Here is a 15,200-nt window from a genome sequence, read left to right as displayed (position 1 = left end):
GAGGATAGAAAAATGGTCTCCACACACATTCTCTCTGCCTATGACGAAGACCTGAAGTTTCTGACGCGCCGCATTGCTGAAATGGGCGGCCTGGCGGAGCAAATGGTCAGCGACAGTGTTCGCGCTCTGGTCAATGGCGACGCCGGCCTGGCGCAGAAGGTCATCTCCGACGACGTCATTCTCGACCACGCCGAACGCGAAGTCGGCGACAAGGCGATCGTCACCATCGCTCGCCGCCAGCCGATGGCTGCCGACCTGCGTGAAATCATGGGCTCCATCCGCATCGCCTCCGACTTGGAGCGCGTCGGCGATCTCGGCAAGAACACCGCCAAACGCGTCATAGCCGTGCAGGGCACCGGCGTTCCGCGCCGTCTCGCTCGCGGCATCGAACACCTCTCCGAACTCGCGCTCGTCCAGCTCAAGGAAGTGCTCGACGTCTATACGACCCGTTCGCCCGACAAGGCTGTGTCGATCCGCGAACGCGACGAGGAAATCGACGCCATGTACACCTCGCTCTTCCGCGAGATGCTGACCTACATGATGGAAGATCCGCGTAACATCACCACCTGCACGCATCTTCTCTTCTGCGCCAAGAACATCGAGCGCATCGGCGACCATGCCACCAACATTGCCGAGACGATCTATTACATGGCAACCGGCGCCCAGCCCGAAGGCGAGCGCCCGAAAGACGATACCGCGAACACCGTCGGTGCAGTGACGGAATAACGTACACGCTAAGAGAGTAAGAGAGGGAGACCAGAGGCGCATGGTTCCGAGAGTAGCTGTTGTAGAAGACGAGGAAGCGCTAAGCGTTCTGCTGCGCTATAATCTTGAAGCTGAGGGCTTCGAGGTCGACACCATCCTGAGAGGCGACGAAGCCGAGCTGCGCCTCCAGGAGCGCACCCCCGATCTTCTGATCCTCGATTGGATGCTCCCTGGCGTGTCCGGCATCGAGCTCTGCCGCCGGCTGCGCATGCGGCCGGAGACAGAGCGCCTACCCATCATCATGCTTACCGCTCGCGGCGAGGAAAGCGAGCGCGTGCGCGGCCTTTCCACCGGCGCGGACGACTATGTCGTCAAGCCGTTCTCGACGCCGGAGCTGATGGCTCGCGTCAAGGCGATGCTGCGCCGCGCCCGCCCGGAAGTTCTCTCCACGGTGTTGCGCTGTGGCGATATCGAACTGGACCGCGAAACCCATCGCGTTCACCGCAAGAGCCGCGAAGTGCGGTTGGGGCCGACGGAATTCCGCCTGCTGGAATTCCTGATGTCCTCGCCGGGCCGCGTCTTTTCGCGGTCCCAGTTGCTCGACGGCGTATGGGGACACGACATCTATGTCGACGAACGCACAGTCGACGTGCATGTCGGTCGCCTGCGCAAGGCGCTGAATTTCTCCAATATGCAGGATGTCATCCGCACCGTTCGCGGTGCGGGTTATTCCATGGAGGCCTGATCGGGATCATCCGACAGGTTTTTGCAGAGCGGCGGAAACAGTAAACGGGCCCTTCGGCCCGTTTCTTTCATGTGGCTGGTGCGGTTCAGTGTGCCGCCCGGCGTCGATCGTGTACCGGCTGGTAAGCGAGGCGCTGATGATAGGTGCAGTAAGGCGAAGAGTCCGGGCTGTCGTTGCCGCAGAAGTGAAAATCGTCTTTCAGAGGGTCGCCGACTGGCCACTTGCAGGTGCGTTCGGTGAGTTCCGTCAAGCCGAGGCGGCGCGAGATCGGAACGACCACATTGGCGGCCGGACGATATTCGATCTCGTTGACGGTATCGATCTCGACCTCTTCCTTGAGCATCGTCGCACCCTGCTGGCGGGTAACCGTGCGGGTTGCAACGCGCGAGGCGTAGTTCGGCGCGCGTGGTGCCGAGGTATTGCGTTTCGGCGCTCGGGCCGCCGTTGCCGTGCCGCCGGCCTTGGCGCGGCCCGGCAGGCTCAAGCGATGCACTTTGCCGATGACGGCATTGCGACTGACACCACCGAGCTGTGCCGCGATCTGGCTGGCGCTCAAACCTTCGGACCACAGCTTCTTCAGCTTCTCGACGCGTTCGTCTGTCCAATTCATGCCCTGTCTCCGCTGTCGCGTTTCTGATGGCAGAATCCCTCACCATTGCCTCGCATTGGGTCGAGGCGCGAAACGCTTTAAAATTGTGGTGACTAGTTCCGCCGCATGCAGTCTAGTAATTGGTTTTTAACCTAGTGTGAGGCTGACTCCGTGACAAGAGTCGCACGAATCTTGGAGAATCGATTTCGAGGTTTTCCCCAACTTGCTATACGTGAGTGGCATTTATGCAATATAAGTTGTCGAAGGCGTGCCATCCATCCAGAGGCGGTCTGCCGCACCTGCTAACTCGCCAGTTTTGTTGACATCGCGGTGCAAAACATCAATAGTGCCTCGGGCCGCCGCAAGGCGGCATTTTGATTTTTTCGGGCCCGTTTCACTCGAAGGGAAACGTTTGTCCTAAAGGTTGTGATCGAGGAGATATGGGCCATGGCTGAAACCGCGCCGCTTTATGACACCTATGTGCGTGCTCCGCTGCGGTTCGAGCGAGGCGAAGGCGTATGGCTAATCACCGAAACCGGCGAGCGCTATCTCGATTTCGCGGCTGGCGTCGCGGTCAATGCGCTTGGCCATGCGCATCCACATCTGGTTGCAGAGCTGAAGTCGCAGGTCGACAAGGTCTGGCACCTGTCCAACCTCTATGAAGTGCCCGGTCAGGAGAAGCTGTCGAAGCGCCTGACGGAAGCCACGTTCGCCGACAAGGTGTTCTTCACCAATTCCGGTGCCGAGGCGCTGGAATGCGCCATCAAGACGGCACGGCGCTACCAGTTCGCGAAGGGTCATCCGGAGAGATATCATATCATTACCTTCGAAGGCGCTTTCCATGGCCGCACGATCGCGACGATCGCGGCCGGCGGCCAGGAGAAGTATCTCGAAGGTTTCGGCCCGAAGGCGCCTGGATTCGACCAGGTACCCTTCGGCGGTCTCGATGCGGTGCGAGCCGCCATTACCAATGCAACGGCCGCCATCTTGATCGAGCCCGTACAGGGCGAAGGTGGCATTCGCCCGGCGACGAACGAGTTCATGCGCGGGCTGCGTCAGATCTGTGACGAGCATGGTCTGCTGCTGGTTCTCGACGAAGTTCAGACCGGCGTCGGCCGCACGGGCAAGCTTTTCGCCCACGAATGGGCCGGTATCACTCCTGATATCATGGCAGTCGCCAAGGGTATCGGCGGCGGCTTTCCGCTCGGCGCCTGCCTTGCGACGGCTGAGGCCGCATCGGGCATGAAAGCGGGAACCCATGGTTCGACCTATGGCGGCAATCCGCTCGCCATGGCCGTGGGCAATGCTGTGCTGGATATCGTACTGGCGGATGGCTTCCTGCAGCATGTGCGCGATGTCGCATTGGTCTTCCGCCAGGGCCTCGCCTCGCTCAAGGATCGTTTTCCGGATATCATCGAGGATATCCGCGGCGAGGGGCTGCTGCTCGGCATGAAGGCTGCCATCCCATCATCGGAGCTGTTGCAGGCGATCCGCGCCGAACATCTGCTGGGCGTGCCGGCCGGCGACAACGTCATCCGCCTGCTGCCGCCGCTGGTGGTCACTGCCGAGGAAGCGCGCGAAGGCATTGCTCGCATCGAACGTGCCGCCGAGAGCCTGCGCGCCGCCCGCGCCAAGAAGTCGGCGTGAGTTCAACGCCCGCTGTTTTGGGGCGTTATTGCCCCCAGCGGGCGTAATCTTTTTGGGAGTACAGGTAAGACATGGCTTCACCGAAACACTTTCTCGATCTCTCCGCCGTCGCGGCGACCGATCTGCGCAATATCATCGACGATGCTATCGTGCGAAAGCAGGCGCTGAAGGCGGGCGCTGTCGACAAGCCGTTGACCGGCAAGATGCTGGCGATGATCTTCGAGAAGCCGTCCACGCGCACACGCGTCTCCTTTGACGTCGGCATGCGCCAACTCGGTGGCGAGACGCTGTTCCTGTCGGGTACGGAAATGCAGCTCGGCCGCGCCGAGACGATCGGCGATACGGCCAGGGTGCTGTCGCGCTACGTCGACGCGATCATGATCCGCACGACCGACCATTCGCGCATGCTGGAACTCGCCGAACACGCGACCGTGCCAGTCATCAACGCTCTGACCGACGACACGCATCCCTGTCAGATCATGGCCGATATCATGACCTTCGAGGAGCATCGCGGTTCGATCAAGGGTAAGACGATCGCCTGGAGCGGCGACGGCAACAACGTGCTTCATTCGCTGGTCGAAGGGGCTGCCCGTTTCGGCTATCGCATGAACATGGCCGTGCCCCTTGGTTCCGAGCCGAAGGATCACTATCTGAACTGGGCCCGCAACGAGGGCGCCGAAATCATGCTCTCGCATGATGCCGACCGTGCGGTCGCTGGCGCCGATTGTGTGGTAACCGATACCTGGGTTTCCATGAATCAGGAGCACCGGGCCCGCGGTCACAACGTCTTCCAGCCCTATCAGGTCAATGCGGCTTTGATGGCACAGGCCGGCAAGGACGCGTTGTTCATGCATTGCCTGCCCGCCCATCGCGGGGAGGAAGTGACGGACGAGGTGATCGACGGTCCGCAATCCGTTGTTTTCGATGAGGCGGAAAACCGCCTTCATGCGCAAAAATCGATTCTTGCTTGGTGCCTGGGCGCGATCTGAGGATATAGAACCGCGTTAATGTCGCGGGCGCAGTAGGAGTAGAGCAATGGCGGAAAGTGCAGCCTCGCTGGGTCAATTCGATTTTGCCGGCGACGATCATGTCGTTCCCTTCCAGGTAGAAGGTCTTGATGTACGCGGCCGCGCCGTGCAGCTCGGGCCTCTTTTGGATGCAATCCTCGCCCGGCACAATTATCCTGCCCCCGTCGCCCGGCTGTTGGCCGAGGCTGTGGTGCTGACCGTATTGCTCGGCACTTCGCTGAAGTTCGAGGGCAAGTTCACCGTGCAGACGAAGAGCGACGGGCCGGTCGATCTTCTGGTTGCCGATTTCTCGACGCCAGAGAACGTCCGCGCCTATGCCCGCTTTGATGACGAGGCACTGGGCGAGGCTGTCGCCGCCGGCAAGACCGAGCCGGAACAGCTGCTCGGCAAGGGCGTGCTCGCCTTCACCATCGATCAAGGCCGCTTCAGCCAGCCGTATCAGGGGATCGTGGCGCTTGACGGCGCTTCGCTCGAGGAGATTGCCGGCACCTATTTCCGCCAGTCGGAGCAGATCCCGACGCGTGTTCGTCTGGGTGCGGCCGAACTGTTCGACCGCGACGAGGCCGGCAAGCCGCGCCGCCGTTGGCGGGCGGGTGGCCTGGTTGCGCAGTTCCTGCCGGAAGCACCCGAGCGCATGCGCCAGCCGGACCTCCACGGCGGCGACGGTGACACGAGCGTTCGCGAACATGTCGAGGATGACGCCTGGGCGGAAGCGCGCACGCTTGTCGAGACGATCGATGCGGACGAACTGACCGACCCGCAGGTCGGCACCGAGCGTTTGCTGTACCGCCTCTTCCACGAGCGCGGCGTGCGGGTCTACGAGCCGAAGGCGGTCTTCGACCGCTGCACCTGTTCGCGCGACAAGCTGAAGAGTGTGTTGCAGGGGTTTTCTGCCGAGGAGATCGAGGCGAGCCAAGAGAATGGCGAAATTGCCGTCACCTGCGAGTTCTGCTCTACGACCTATCGCTTCGAGGTTTCCGAGGTGACTGACGCCTGAGCAACTTGTCTCAGAGTCAGTTCAGCGTGCGCAACAGGTTAGGCGTATCCAGTGAAAAGGCGGGGATTTTGACGTGAAAGAGCTCCCCGTCATCCGTTTCCATCTGGTAGTGGCCGAACATCATGCCCGACGGCGTGTCGAGCGGGCAGCCTGAGGAATATTCATAGGTATCGCCCGGCCGCAGCCTCGGCTGCTCGCCGACGACGCCGGGACCGGTCACCTCGTCCACCAGACCATTCTGATCGGTGATGTGCCAATAACGCGTCACCAGCCGGACGGAAATGGCGGAGTGGTTGGAAATGACGATACGGTAACCCCAGACATAACGATCGTCGTCCGGATCGGATTGCTCCTCCAGATAAAAGGGTTCGACGACAACTTCGATGTCGCGTGTCAGAGCGCGATACATGCCTGATACCTTGGTCACTTCTCCGAAACGCCATGCATTCAAACGAACACACAAAGGACGCTCCAGCATTTTACGTCTAGGGCATCTTATCCGCTTTCTATGATCCCACGGAAAGCGGGACTGTTAGCGGTATCCTATAAAGCGACCTGTTCCGTCAAGGAACGGATTGGTGAAAACTCCCTTGCCGGGTTAAACCAATCGGATTTTCAAATGTTAGCCCTAATTCTAAAGCTTAATCGCACGCGGCCGAAAGTATAGGCGCATGGTCTGCTTTCAAGACTTGTAAGCCCGCCCGAACGATGTTCGGACGGGTTTGAGTAGAAAGGTCAGGCTGAAACCAACGCCAGCGCGCGGGCGAAGTCCTCGACCAGATCCTCGCTGTCCTCGATGCCAGCGGAAAAGCGGACCGTTCCGGGCGATATGCCGAGCTCGGCGCGAGCTTCGTCGGTGAGGTTCTTGTGCGTGGTCGTGGCCGGATGCGTAATCAGGCTCTTCGAGTCGCCGAGATTGTTGGAGATTTTCACGATCTCCAGTGCGTTCTGCAGCTTGAACGCCGCTTCCTTGCCGCCCTTCAGCTCGAAGGCCACGAGGGTCGAGCCGCCGCTCATCTGCTTGGCGATGATGTCAGCCTGCGGATGGTCCTTGCGGCCGGGATAGATGACGCGGGCGACCTTATTTGTCTGCTCGGCGAGGAAATCGGCAACCTTTGCTGCATTCGCCGTCTGCTGCGTGACACGCAGCGGCAGCGTCTCGATGCCCTTCAGCAGCGTCCAGGCGGTAAACGGCGACATCGCGGGACCGGTGTGGCGGAAATAGTCCTGCAGGTTCTCGCTGATCCACTGCTTGTCGGAGAGGATGACGCCGCCGAGCGATCGGCCCTGGCCGTCGATGTGCTTGGTGGCGGAATAGACGACGATATGCGCGCCGAGTTCCAACGGCTTCTGGAAGAGGGGCGTGGCGAAGACATTGTCGACCACGACCTTGGCGCCGATCTGGTTGGCGAGCTTGGCGACGGCGGCAATGTCGACCACTTCGAGCGTCGGATTGGTCGGGCTTTCCAGGAAGAAGACCTTGGTGTTCGGGCGGATCGCCTTTTCCCAGTTCTCCACGAAACGACCATCGACCAGCGTGCATTCGATACCGTATTTCGGTGCCAGCGTTTCGACGACCCAACGGCACGAGCCGAAGAGGGCGCGGGCGGCAACGATATGGTCGCCGGCCTTCAGCTGGCAGAGGATGGCGGCGGAAACGGCGGCCATCCCGGATGCGGTGGCGCGGGCATCTTCGGCGCCTTCGAGCGCACACATGCGCTTTTCGAACATGTCGTTCGTGGGGCTGCCGTAGCGGGCGTAAATAAAGCCGTCGGTTTCACCCTTGAAACGGGCCTCGGCCGCTTCCGAGGTGTCGTAGACGAAGCCTTGGGTCAGATAGATCGCTTCAGACGTCTCGCCGAATTGCGAACGGAGCGTTCCGCCGTGAACGAGCTGTGTTGCGGGGCGCCAAGTCTTGCTCATGCCATCACCACTTTCAAAACAAAAAACCGGCCGCGAAAGCAGACCGGTTTAACCCCGGTCCTTTTAGCCACTTGTTTAACGTGGCTGCAAGCCGACCGGCCAAATCACCACGGGATAAGTTGCAATACTTCCGTTGACCGCTTGCGTCAATTCCCCGAGTTTGGTTTTGTCTCCGGCAAATTACTGCCCGCGCGTTCGGAAGGATCCGCAAGGGTCACAGTAACAGTTTAAATCGGCGCATAACCCGGCAAGTCTATTCTCGACTTGCCGGGTTATGCGCTGGAGATGAGGCATGATGGCTCGCAATACTGGAATTTTGGCCGATCGGGCCATTGCCGCCCTTTTCGAAGCGGGGCGGCTGACGAGCGAAAAGGAACTGGATGTCGATCAGATCCAGCCGGCGAGCCTTGACCTTCGATTGGGCGCGCATGCTTTCCGTGTCCGCGCCAGTTTCATGCCTGGCCCCTCGCATCTCGTGGCCGACAAGCTCGACCGGCTGAAGCTGCACGTCGTCGATCTCTCCGAAGGCGCAGTGCTGGAAACCGGCTGCGTCTATATCGTGCCGCTGATGGAGCGGCTCGACCTGCCGGCCGACATGTCGGCCTCCGCCAACCCGAAAAGCTCGACCGGCCGCCTCGACATCTTCACCCGCGTGATCACCGACCGGGCTCAGGAGTTCGACAAGATCCCCGCCGGCTATTCCGGCCCGCTCTATCTCGAAATCAGCCCCCGGACCTTCCCGATCGTCGTACGCCGCGGCTCGCGCTTGTCGCAGATCCGCTTCCGAGTCGGCCAGGCACTACTGAGCGAACCGGAGCTTATGGCGCTGCATGCCAGCGAGACACTGGTCGCCAGCAAGCAGCCAAATGTGACCGGCGGCGGCATAGCGCTCTCGATCGATCTTGCCGGCGATAAGGAAGGCCTGATTGGTTACCGCGGCAAGCATCACACGGCGGTTGTCGATGTCGACAAGAAGGCGCAGCACGATATCTTCGATTTCTGGGAGCCGCTTTATAGCCGTGGCCGCACAGAGCTGATCCTCGATCCGGACGAGTTCTACATCCTAGTGTCGCGCGAAGCCGTCCACGTACCGCCGCATTATGCCGCCGAAATGACGCCCTTCGATCCCCTGGTCGGCGAATTCCGCGTTCATTATGCCGGCTTTTTCGACCCCGGCTTCGGCCATGCGCCCGCCGGCGGGCGCGGTAGCCGCGCGGTGCTGGAAGTGCGCAGCCACGAAGTTCCCTTCATCCTCGAAGACGGCCAGATCGTCGGCCGCCTGGTCTACGAGCATATGCTGGAACAGCCGTCAAGCCTCTACGGCTCCGGCCTCGGCTCGAACTATCAGGCGCAGGGCCTAAAGCTGTCGAAGCACTTCCGGCTTTGATCGTCTTGTTGGCGGCCTTGACAGAGGCCGCCAACTGTTGGACATCTCTGAATGTCAAGCGGGTGTAGCTCAATGGTAGAGCAGCAGCTTCCCAAGCTGAATACGAGGGTTCGATTCCCTTCACCCGCTCCAAAACCTCTGGCCACAGAACATTCGCGGGACTGTAGAAATCAGTCGCAAAACATTACAAGAATCGGGATTTTTACAATGGTCGCTCTGAGCCACCAGATTTGGCATCAGCGTGACATGCATTTCAGAATGAGGATTAAAGGCTAAAGTGCATGTCCTTCGCAATAAGATGCTTCATGCCGGCTGATTATGCAGGCGCCAGGTCGCTATGGGAGACAACCGAGGTTGTCGGCTTAAGTTCAGCAGACGAAAAACATGCCATTCTCGCCGGTCTGGCTCGCAATCCCGGCCCAAGCTTTGTCGCTGAAGACGAAAGAAATATTGTAGGCACCATTCTTGTTGGGCATGATGGCCGTCGCGGTCTGATCCATCATCTTGCTGTGTGTGCATCGCAAAGGCGACAGGGGATCGCGAAGCATCTTCTCGACTCTGGGATCGCGGCTCTTGGCGGAGCTCAGATCGAATAGTGCTGCCTATACGTGTTTGAAGGCAACGCGAACGGCAGGGCGTTTTGGGTGCGAGGCGGCGACTCGCTCCCCGCCGCGCCGCCGTCGTAGTCGCCGCCTCCTAACCTATCGGCTACGTCAAAAACGGCATCTCTGCCGTTAAGCCTGCTCGCCTTTCTTTTCTTGCTCGGCGCGGCCTGTTCCGCCATTCAGATCCTGGTACCGATCGCTGCGACCATGACGCCGCCGGAACATCGCGGCCGGGTGATCGGAAACGTCATGAGCGGTCTGATGGTCGGCATTTTGTTGTCGCGTCCATTGGCTAGCCTGGTCGCTGATATCTGGGGTTGGCGCAGCTTCTACGCGGTCAGCGCCGCTGCGCTCGCCCTGCTGACGGCCACTCTTGCGCCCCGACTGCCGGAACGCCAACCATTGGTAAGATCAAGCTACGTCAGCTTGATCGCCTCGCTTTGGCACCTCCTGCACGATGAAGCGGTGTTGCGGATACGCGCCCTCACGGCCGCGCTGGTGATGGCGAGTTTTGGCCTTTTCTGGACTGCGGTCGCGCTGCGGCTGGCGCAGCCACCATTTTCCCTAGGTCAAGCCGGCATCGCCATGTTCGCCCTTGTCGGAGCCGGCGGCGCGGTGGCGACCTCGCCCTTCGGGCGAATGGGTGACCGTGGCTGGACACGGGTGGCGACAACCGTCTCGCATCTGATCTTGATCGGCGCCATGACGTTGTCCGCTTGGGCAGGCGAGGCTAAGGCCAGCCAACCCGTGATTTCCCTAGTGCTGCTCGGCGCGGGTGCCGTAATGCTCGATGTCGGCGTTACTGGCGATCAGACATTGGGCCGCAGGGCGATCAATCTGCTACGGCCGGAAGCGCGAGGCCGCATCAACGGGCTGTTCGTCGGCATCTTCTTTCTCGGCGGCGCCGTCGGCTCGGCCCTGGCCGGCACGGCCTCGAGCTGGGGTGGCTGGACTGCCGTCTGTGCCACCGGCGCAGTTTTCGGAGCTGCAGCACTCCTGACCGGGCTTGCCACAAGGAGCTGATATATCTTCTGGCCCGAATGGTCGTAACGAACGAATGGCGGTATCTTCATTGGTGCCGCCGCATTAATACCTTTCTTCCTTCAGGTTGCTGCCAGACATTCGTGCGAAAAGATCAACAAAAATGGAATGGAAGCCGATGCTCAACATTGCGTGGTTTTACAGATTGAGGGCGATCTTCACGCGGGGTGTGTTGAAGCTCTCCCGACGCACGAAGGTGCCACTGAGCGCAATGATCGTCTGGAAAGATGGTAGTGTCAGCATTGGGCCAAAGGCCTTTCTCCGCAGGGGGATCGTCATCGATGCCCAACGCGGCAGCATTGACATCGGCGGCAGCGTCTCCCTCAATGACTATGCTATTCTGCTCGGACGTGGCGGCATCACGATCGGCAACGACGTGCGGATCGCCGCCCATGCTATGGTGGTGTCGTTCGACCATAATTTCGACGATCCGAACCAGCCCATTCGTATGCAGGGCGTTACCAAGAAGCCGGTGGTCATCGAAGACGATGTCTGGATCGGCGCCGGAGCGAAAATCCTCGGCGGCTCCCATATATCCAAGGGATGCGTCATTGGCGCAAATTCCGTCGTCAAGGGGAAGACTGAACCCTATGGCATCTATGTTGGCGGCCCCGCGAAGCTGATCAGGCGGCGAGGCGAAGCTGCCGGCGGCGCCCGATACGCAAATGTCGAACCGCTGCCAATTCCTAAACGAAAAGCGGATCGATAGATTTCATTCAAATAAACAGGCGGGATGTGTTGAAGGCATCCCGCCTGTTTTGTTGTCGAATTATCGCACCAAGCAGTGACGCGGCTCAGAATTCCGTCCAGTCCGCATCCTTCGCTGGAGCGGCGGCTGCCTGGCTGCCGCCTCCGAAGGCGCTCATCAGCTTCTGGCCGAGCGCGCGGGCCGGTGAGGGAGTGGGGCGTGCTTTCGTTCCTTCGACAGCGCGGACCGGTGCTGCGGCGGATCGCGGCGCTGGGCGGACGGTGGTGCGCGGCGCGTAGTTCGGTGACGCTGCCGAAACGTGGCCGCCTTCGGTCATGCGGAACTGGCTGAGCAGGGCCGTCAGCGAGGCGGCTTCCGCTGCCAGGCTATGGCTGGCGGCGGTGCTTTCCTCGACCATGGCGGCATTCTGCTGCGTGCCATGATCCATGGCATTGACGGCCGTGTTGATCTCCTGCAGGCCGGCCGATTGTTCGCGCGATGCTTCGGCGAGCGCATGCACATGCCGATTTATCTCCTGAACTTCGGAGACGATGGCGTCGAGCGCCTTGCCGGTCTCGCCGACCAGATTGACGCCGGTCTGCACATGCGTGCCGGAGGCGGTGATCAGCGACTTGATCTCCTTGGCGGCATTGGCCGAGCGCTGTGCCAGTTCGCGCACTTCCTGTGCGACGACCGCAAAGCCCTTGCCGGCTTCCCCGGCGCGCGCTGCTTCGACACCAGCATTCAAAGCGAGAAGGTTGGTCTGGAACGCGATATCGTCGATCACGCCGATGATATTGCCGATCTCGGACGAGGATTTCTCGATCTGCTGCATGGCGCTGACGGCATTGCGGACGATCTCGCCCGACCGTTCGGCGCCGGCGCGCGTATGGGCGACGAGCTGGCTGGCTTCTTCCGCCCGCTTGGCGGCGTCCTTGACTGTCGTAGTGATCTGCTCGAGGGCGGCGGCCGTCTCTTCTACGGATGCCGCCTGCTGTTCGGTGCGCTTGGAAAGTTCGTCGGCGGAACCGCGGATTTCGTTAGCGCCGGCATTGATGGCGCGCGCATTGGCGCCGACCGCCTGCATGGCCTCGTTCAGCTTGGTGAGCGAGTTGTTGAAATCCTGCCGCAGCTGGTCGAGATGGGCAACGAAAGGCGTATTGATCTGGGTGACGAGATCACCTTCCGCGAGGCGCTTCAGACCATCGCCGAGTACCTGGACTGCCTGCTGCAGATGCGCGGCTTCTTCCGCCCGCTGCGCCTCGTGCTCGGCACGCTCGCTGTCGTTGAGATTGCGATCGGCTTCGGCTTGCGCTTCCAGGCGGCCGCGTTCGATGGCGTTGTCGCGGAAAACGGAAACCGCCGAAGCCATCTGGCCGATTTCGTCGCGACGGTCGCGACCGTCGATCTCGCTCGTCGTGTCGCCGTTGGCGAGCGTCACCATGCGGCGATGCAGCCGCGTCAGGGGCGTGGCGATGCCTGTCTGCGCGACATAGACGCCAAGGGCCATGCCAAGAAGCGTCAGAGCGCCGAGGATGACGAGCGCGTAGTCGATTGCGGTGTTGACATGGGCAGACAGGGCATCGGCGCCCTTATTCAGTCGGTCGGTCAGCCCATTGTTGTTCTCTTGCATCTTGCCGACCAGTGCGGCCAGCTTGTCGCTGACGTCGGCCATGCCCGCTTCTGCGCCCCCCACGTCGCCGCTCTTGCGCAGGTTGATCACCTTGTTCGTCAGTGCCTCCAGCTCGTCCATGCCGGCGAGAATCTCATCCATTTGCGCCTTTTTCGAAGGAACCAGGCTTTCGGCCTGCTTCAATCGATCCTTGGCCTCGCCAAAGCGGCTTTTATCGCCGGCAAGCGCTTTGAAGGCCTGGCTGTCGGGATCGAAATTCAGCATCAGGCTCGCCTGCAGCACCGAATTTAGAATGGATGTGCTTGAGCGTGTGCCCATGTACGCGGCGACGGCCTCGTTGTCGAGGAAGGCGCTATAGGCCTGGTCCGCCTTGCGGAATTCGCTGACGATGTAAAGCAGCCCGGCGAAGGAGATGATCCCGAGAAGCAGGATCACGGCGAGCATCTTGGTTTTGATTTTCAGGTTCCTGAACATGACGATCCGCCCGAGGGATATCGCGCCGCATCGGACGGTAGCGCGCAATGGCCCGCGCGCCTGGGAGAGGCGGCGGATTTAACGCTTGCTGCCTGATGCACGCAGGTGAAGCCGAATTCTTGTGGGATACCTTGCGAAAAAGGTTCGGACGACATGCGTCATGCGATCAGCTTCCGGAGCCGACGTCGTCGATGCCTCAAATAGAATCGATAGAGCTTAATCGACCGCTAACGCCGACAGTGTTCGGGGCCGAATTCTACAGCGTCCGTGCTTTTTTGGTGCACCGCAACCGCCGGATGCGATCATGAATGCTGCTCAGCTTGAGAAAGGCTCGTGACTGTCAGCTGCCGCATGATATTTTCCATTTTGCCCAACTCTGCTAGACCGGTTTCGACATCAGAGATCTGAACATTCGATTGGAGGCTGGATCATCATCATGCCTGTTGGCCTTTCGCTTTTGGGATCCGTGGCAAGGCTGATGGCAGGCGTGGTGCTGATCGCCGTGTTCTATGCCATGCCCCTTGGCGCGCAAGAGCCGCCGCCCGGTCTTCCGATCCTGTTCGATTCGCGCGAGCGGCTGCCGAAGCCGGACCTTTCCTCGCTAGTCAGGCTGCGTTTCCTGACATCCGTCGATTTCCCGCCCTTCAACTTTGCCGACCAGAACGGCAAGCTCGCCGGCTTCCATGTGGATCTTGCCCGCGAAATCTGCAGTGAGCTTGGCATATTGGACAAATGCCAGATCCAGGCGCTGCCGTTCGATGAGCTACAGGGCGCGCTTGCCAGTTCGCAAGGTGATGCGGTGATCGCGGGCGTCGCGGTCACGCCCGATCTGCGCAAGACCTTTGCCTTCTCGCGCCCCTTCCTGATACTGCCCGCCCGCTTCGTCCGCAATCTCAAGGCGTCGATCGACGGCACGACGGCCGCCGCGCTCGCCGGTCACCCGGTGGGTGTGGTCAAGGGCACGGCACATGAGGCGATGCTTGCCGCCTTTTTCCCGGCGATCAAGCAGGTTCCCTTTGACGACAAAGACACGCTTCTCGCGGCGGTCAAGGATGGCAAGGTCGACGCCGCATTTGCCGATGGGCTGCAGCTGTCCTTCTGGGTATCCTCGCCGTCAGCAGAAAAATGCTGTGCTCTGTTTGATGGCCCCTATCTTTCGCAAAAATTCCTCGGCGAGGGCATGACCATCATGTTGCGGCAGCAGGACGCCGATCTGACAGCCGCGATCAACCACGCGCTGGCAACACTGTCACGCGACGGCCGACTGCAGGAAATCTATCTTCGGTATTTCCCTTACGGGCTCTACTGATGACGCTCTCAGCCCTTGCGGTAGCGGGCGATGGCGCTGCGCTCTATGGCGGCGCAGGTGAGCTTGTCGAGACCGAGACGATCGCGCAGCAGGCTGAGCAAGCGCAGCTCCTCGGCCTTGACCGAGAAATCGGCTGAGGCAACTTCGACGGCAAGCGCATATGCGGTGTCGTAGAGCCGCGCGGGTAATGTGTCGCGCACTGTTTCCAGCACGATATCGAGCCCTTCGCTGCCGGCGAGAAGCTTGGCGCAATCGCGCGAAACGGAGATTAGCCTCTCGTCGTCGAAACCATCGAAAACCGGCAAGGCATGGATCAGTTCGCCGATCCGGCCCATTTCCTTGTCGTTCATCGTCCGATCGACGGCGGACGCCATTACCATGACGTAGATGAGGGCCTCATGGGCGGAAAGTGGCTTGTTCATGGCAGGC

15 protein-coding genes, 1 tRNA gene and 1 riboswitch are annotated in these 15,200 nt (G+C 60.6%); of the genes, 11 read left to right on the top strand and 5 right to left on the bottom strand.

Going from position 1 to position 15,200, the window contains the following annotated elements:
• Positions 1-12 precede the first annotated feature (12 nt).
• Positions 13-726 (top strand): phosphate signaling complex protein PhoU, encoded by a 714-nt coding sequence (gene phoU / locus PY650_RS04600; protein WP_285868102.1) that lies wholly within the window; start codon positions 13-15, stop codon positions 724-726.
• Positions 727-766: 40 nt separating this feature from the next.
• On the top strand, positions 767-1,450 hold the full coding sequence (gene phoB, locus PY650_RS04595; RefSeq protein WP_184355933.1) for a phosphate regulon transcriptional regulator PhoB: 684 nt from the start codon (positions 767-769) through the stop codon (positions 1,448-1,450).
• Positions 1,451-1,535: 85 nt separating this feature from the next.
• Here phoB and PY650_RS04590 read toward each other — a convergent pair whose 3' ends face one another.
• Positions 1,536-2,060, bottom strand: a complete 525-nt coding sequence (locus PY650_RS04590; protein ID WP_285877872.1) for a GcrA family cell cycle regulator — start codon at positions 2,058-2,060, stop codon at positions 1,536-1,538.
• A 426-nt stretch (positions 2,061-2,486) separates the two neighbouring features.
• Between PY650_RS04590 and PY650_RS04585 the strand changes: the two genes are divergently transcribed.
• The 3 genes from PY650_RS04585 to PY650_RS04575 all read left to right on the top strand — a co-directional run bounded on the left by PY650_RS04585 (position 2,487) and on the right by PY650_RS04575 (position 5,711).
• On the top strand, positions 2,487-3,686 hold the full coding sequence (locus PY650_RS04585; RefSeq protein WP_285877871.1) for an aspartate aminotransferase family protein: 1,200 nt from the start codon (positions 2,487-2,489) through the stop codon (positions 3,684-3,686).
• Positions 3,687-3,757: 71 nt separating this feature from the next.
• Entirely contained in the window at positions 3,758-4,675 is a 918-nt protein-coding gene (argF, locus tag PY650_RS04580) for an ornithine carbamoyltransferase (RefSeq protein ID WP_285877870.1), read from the top strand.
• Between the two features lie 46 nt (positions 4,676-4,721).
• Complete coding sequence (locus tag PY650_RS04575) at positions 4,722-5,711, top strand: Hsp33 family molecular chaperone (RefSeq protein ID WP_285877869.1); 990 nt, start codon at positions 4,722-4,724, stop codon at positions 5,709-5,711.
• Between the two features lie 16 nt (positions 5,712-5,727).
• On the opposite strand, the gene apaG is transcribed toward PY650_RS04575, so the two are convergent.
• Both apaG and PY650_RS04565 read right to left on the bottom strand, forming a co-directional pair.
• A complete protein-coding gene (gene apaG / locus PY650_RS04570) occupies positions 5,728-6,120 on the bottom strand; it encodes a Co2+/Mg2+ efflux protein ApaG (protein ID WP_285877950.1) in 393 nt (130 codons plus the stop codon).
• A 326-nt stretch (positions 6,121-6,446) separates the two neighbouring features.
• On the bottom strand, positions 6,447-7,634 hold the full coding sequence (locus PY650_RS04565) for an O-succinylhomoserine sulfhydrylase (RefSeq protein ID WP_285877868.1): 1,188 nt from the start codon (positions 7,632-7,634) through the stop codon (positions 6,447-6,449).
• A 42-nt stretch (positions 7,635-7,676) separates the two neighbouring features.
• A riboswitch (SAM riboswitch) is annotated at positions 7,677-7,755 on the bottom strand.
• Positions 7,756-7,926: 171 nt separating this feature from the next.
• On the opposite strand from PY650_RS04565, the gene PY650_RS04560 reads away from it, so the two are divergent.
• The 5 genes from PY650_RS04560 (at position 7,927) to PY650_RS04540 (ending at position 11,376) form a co-directional block, all read left to right on the top strand.
• A complete protein-coding gene (locus tag PY650_RS04560; protein WP_285877867.1) occupies positions 7,927-9,021 on the top strand; it encodes a 2'-deoxycytidine 5'-triphosphate deaminase in 1,095 nt (364 codons plus the stop codon).
• Positions 9,022-9,079: 58 nt separating this feature from the next.
• A tRNA-Gly gene (locus tag PY650_RS04555) sits at positions 9,080-9,153 on the top strand.
• A 173-nt stretch (positions 9,154-9,326) separates the two neighbouring features.
• Entirely contained in the window at positions 9,327-9,617 is a 291-nt protein-coding gene (locus tag PY650_RS04550; protein WP_285877866.1) for a GNAT family N-acetyltransferase, read from the top strand.
• A gap of 132 nt (positions 9,618-9,749) precedes the next feature.
• The gene (locus tag PY650_RS04545) at positions 9,750-10,649 is read left to right on the top strand and encodes an MFS transporter (RefSeq protein ID WP_432761489.1); all 900 of its coding nucleotides are present in this window, start codon (positions 9,750-9,752) and stop codon (positions 10,647-10,649) included.
• Positions 10,650-10,785: 136 nt separating this feature from the next.
• Positions 10,786-11,376 (top strand): acyltransferase, encoded by a 591-nt coding sequence (locus PY650_RS04540; protein ID WP_285877864.1) that lies wholly within the window; start codon positions 10,786-10,788, stop codon positions 11,374-11,376.
• 85 nt (positions 11,377-11,461) lie between these two features.
• Here the strand turns inward: PY650_RS04540 and PY650_RS04535 are convergent, their stop codons facing one another.
• Positions 11,462-13,462, bottom strand: coding sequence for a HAMP domain-containing methyl-accepting chemotaxis protein (locus PY650_RS04535; RefSeq protein WP_285877863.1), 2,001 nt, complete (start codon positions 13,460-13,462; stop codon positions 11,462-11,464).
• Between the two features lie 478 nt (positions 13,463-13,940).
• On the opposite strand from PY650_RS04535, the gene PY650_RS04530 reads away from it, so the two are divergent.
• Entirely contained in the window at positions 13,941-14,771 is an 831-nt protein-coding gene (locus PY650_RS04530) for a transporter substrate-binding domain-containing protein (RefSeq protein ID WP_285877949.1), read from the top strand.
• Positions 14,772-14,779: 8 nt separating this feature from the next.
• On the opposite strand, the gene PY650_RS04525 is transcribed toward PY650_RS04530, so the two are convergent.
• Positions 14,780-15,193 carry a tellurite resistance TerB family protein gene (locus PY650_RS04525; protein ID WP_285877862.1) on the bottom strand — a complete coding sequence of 138 codons (414 nt, stop codon included), beginning with the start codon at positions 15,191-15,193 and terminating at the stop codon, positions 14,780-14,782.
• Between the last annotated feature and the right edge of the window lie 7 nt (positions 15,194-15,200).

The organism is Martinezella calliandrae (assembly GCF_030272695.1).
GTDB classification, from domain to species: domain Bacteria; phylum Pseudomonadota; class Alphaproteobacteria; order Rhizobiales; family Rhizobiaceae; genus Rhizobium; species Rhizobium calliandrae.
The sequence above is the reverse complement of the archived record's forward strand: the minus strand, read 5'-3'. Positions and strand labels throughout refer to the sequence as shown.

Bases quoted from the DNA above. Each gene is read 5' to 3' on its own strand.
- phoU (WP_285868102.1), top strand. From the start codon at position 13: ATGGTCTCCACACACATTCTCTCTGCCTATGACGAAGACCTGAAGTTT.
- phoB (WP_184355933.1), top strand. From the start codon at position 767: ATGGTTCCGAGAGTAGCTGTTGTAGAAGACGAGGAAGCGCTAAGCGTT.
- PY650_RS04590 (WP_285877872.1), bottom strand. From the start codon at position 2,060: ATGAATTGGACAGACGAACGCGTCGAGAAGCTGAAGAAGCTGTGGTCC.
- PY650_RS04585 (WP_285877871.1), top strand. From the start codon at position 2,487: ATGGCTGAAACCGCGCCGCTTTATGACACCTATGTGCGTGCTCCGCTG.
- argF (WP_285877870.1), top strand. From the start codon at position 3,758: ATGGCTTCACCGAAACACTTTCTCGATCTCTCCGCCGTCGCGGCGACC.
- PY650_RS04575 (WP_285877869.1), top strand. From the start codon at position 4,722: ATGGCGGAAAGTGCAGCCTCGCTGGGTCAATTCGATTTTGCCGGCGAC.
- apaG (WP_285877950.1), bottom strand. From the start codon at position 6,120: ATGTATCGCGCTCTGACACGCGACATCGAAGTTGTCGTCGAACCCTTT.
- PY650_RS04565 (WP_285877868.1), bottom strand. From the start codon at position 7,634: ATGAGCAAGACTTGGCGCCCCGCAACACAGCTCGTTCACGGCGGAACG.
- PY650_RS04560 (WP_285877867.1), top strand. From the start codon at position 7,927: ATGATGGCTCGCAATACTGGAATTTTGGCCGATCGGGCCATTGCCGCC.
- PY650_RS04550 (WP_285877866.1), top strand. From the start codon at position 9,327: ATGCCGGCTGATTATGCAGGCGCCAGGTCGCTATGGGAGACAACCGAG.
- PY650_RS04540 (WP_285877864.1), top strand. From the start codon at position 10,786: ATGCTCAACATTGCGTGGTTTTACAGATTGAGGGCGATCTTCACGCGG.
- PY650_RS04535 (WP_285877863.1), bottom strand. From the start codon at position 13,462: ATGTTCAGGAACCTGAAAATCAAAACCAAGATGCTCGCCGTGATCCTG.
- PY650_RS04530 (WP_285877949.1), top strand. From the start codon at position 13,941: ATGGCAGGCGTGGTGCTGATCGCCGTGTTCTATGCCATGCCCCTTGGC.
- PY650_RS04525 (WP_285877862.1), bottom strand. From the start codon at position 15,193: ATGAACAAGCCACTTTCCGCCCATGAGGCCCTCATCTACGTCATGGTA.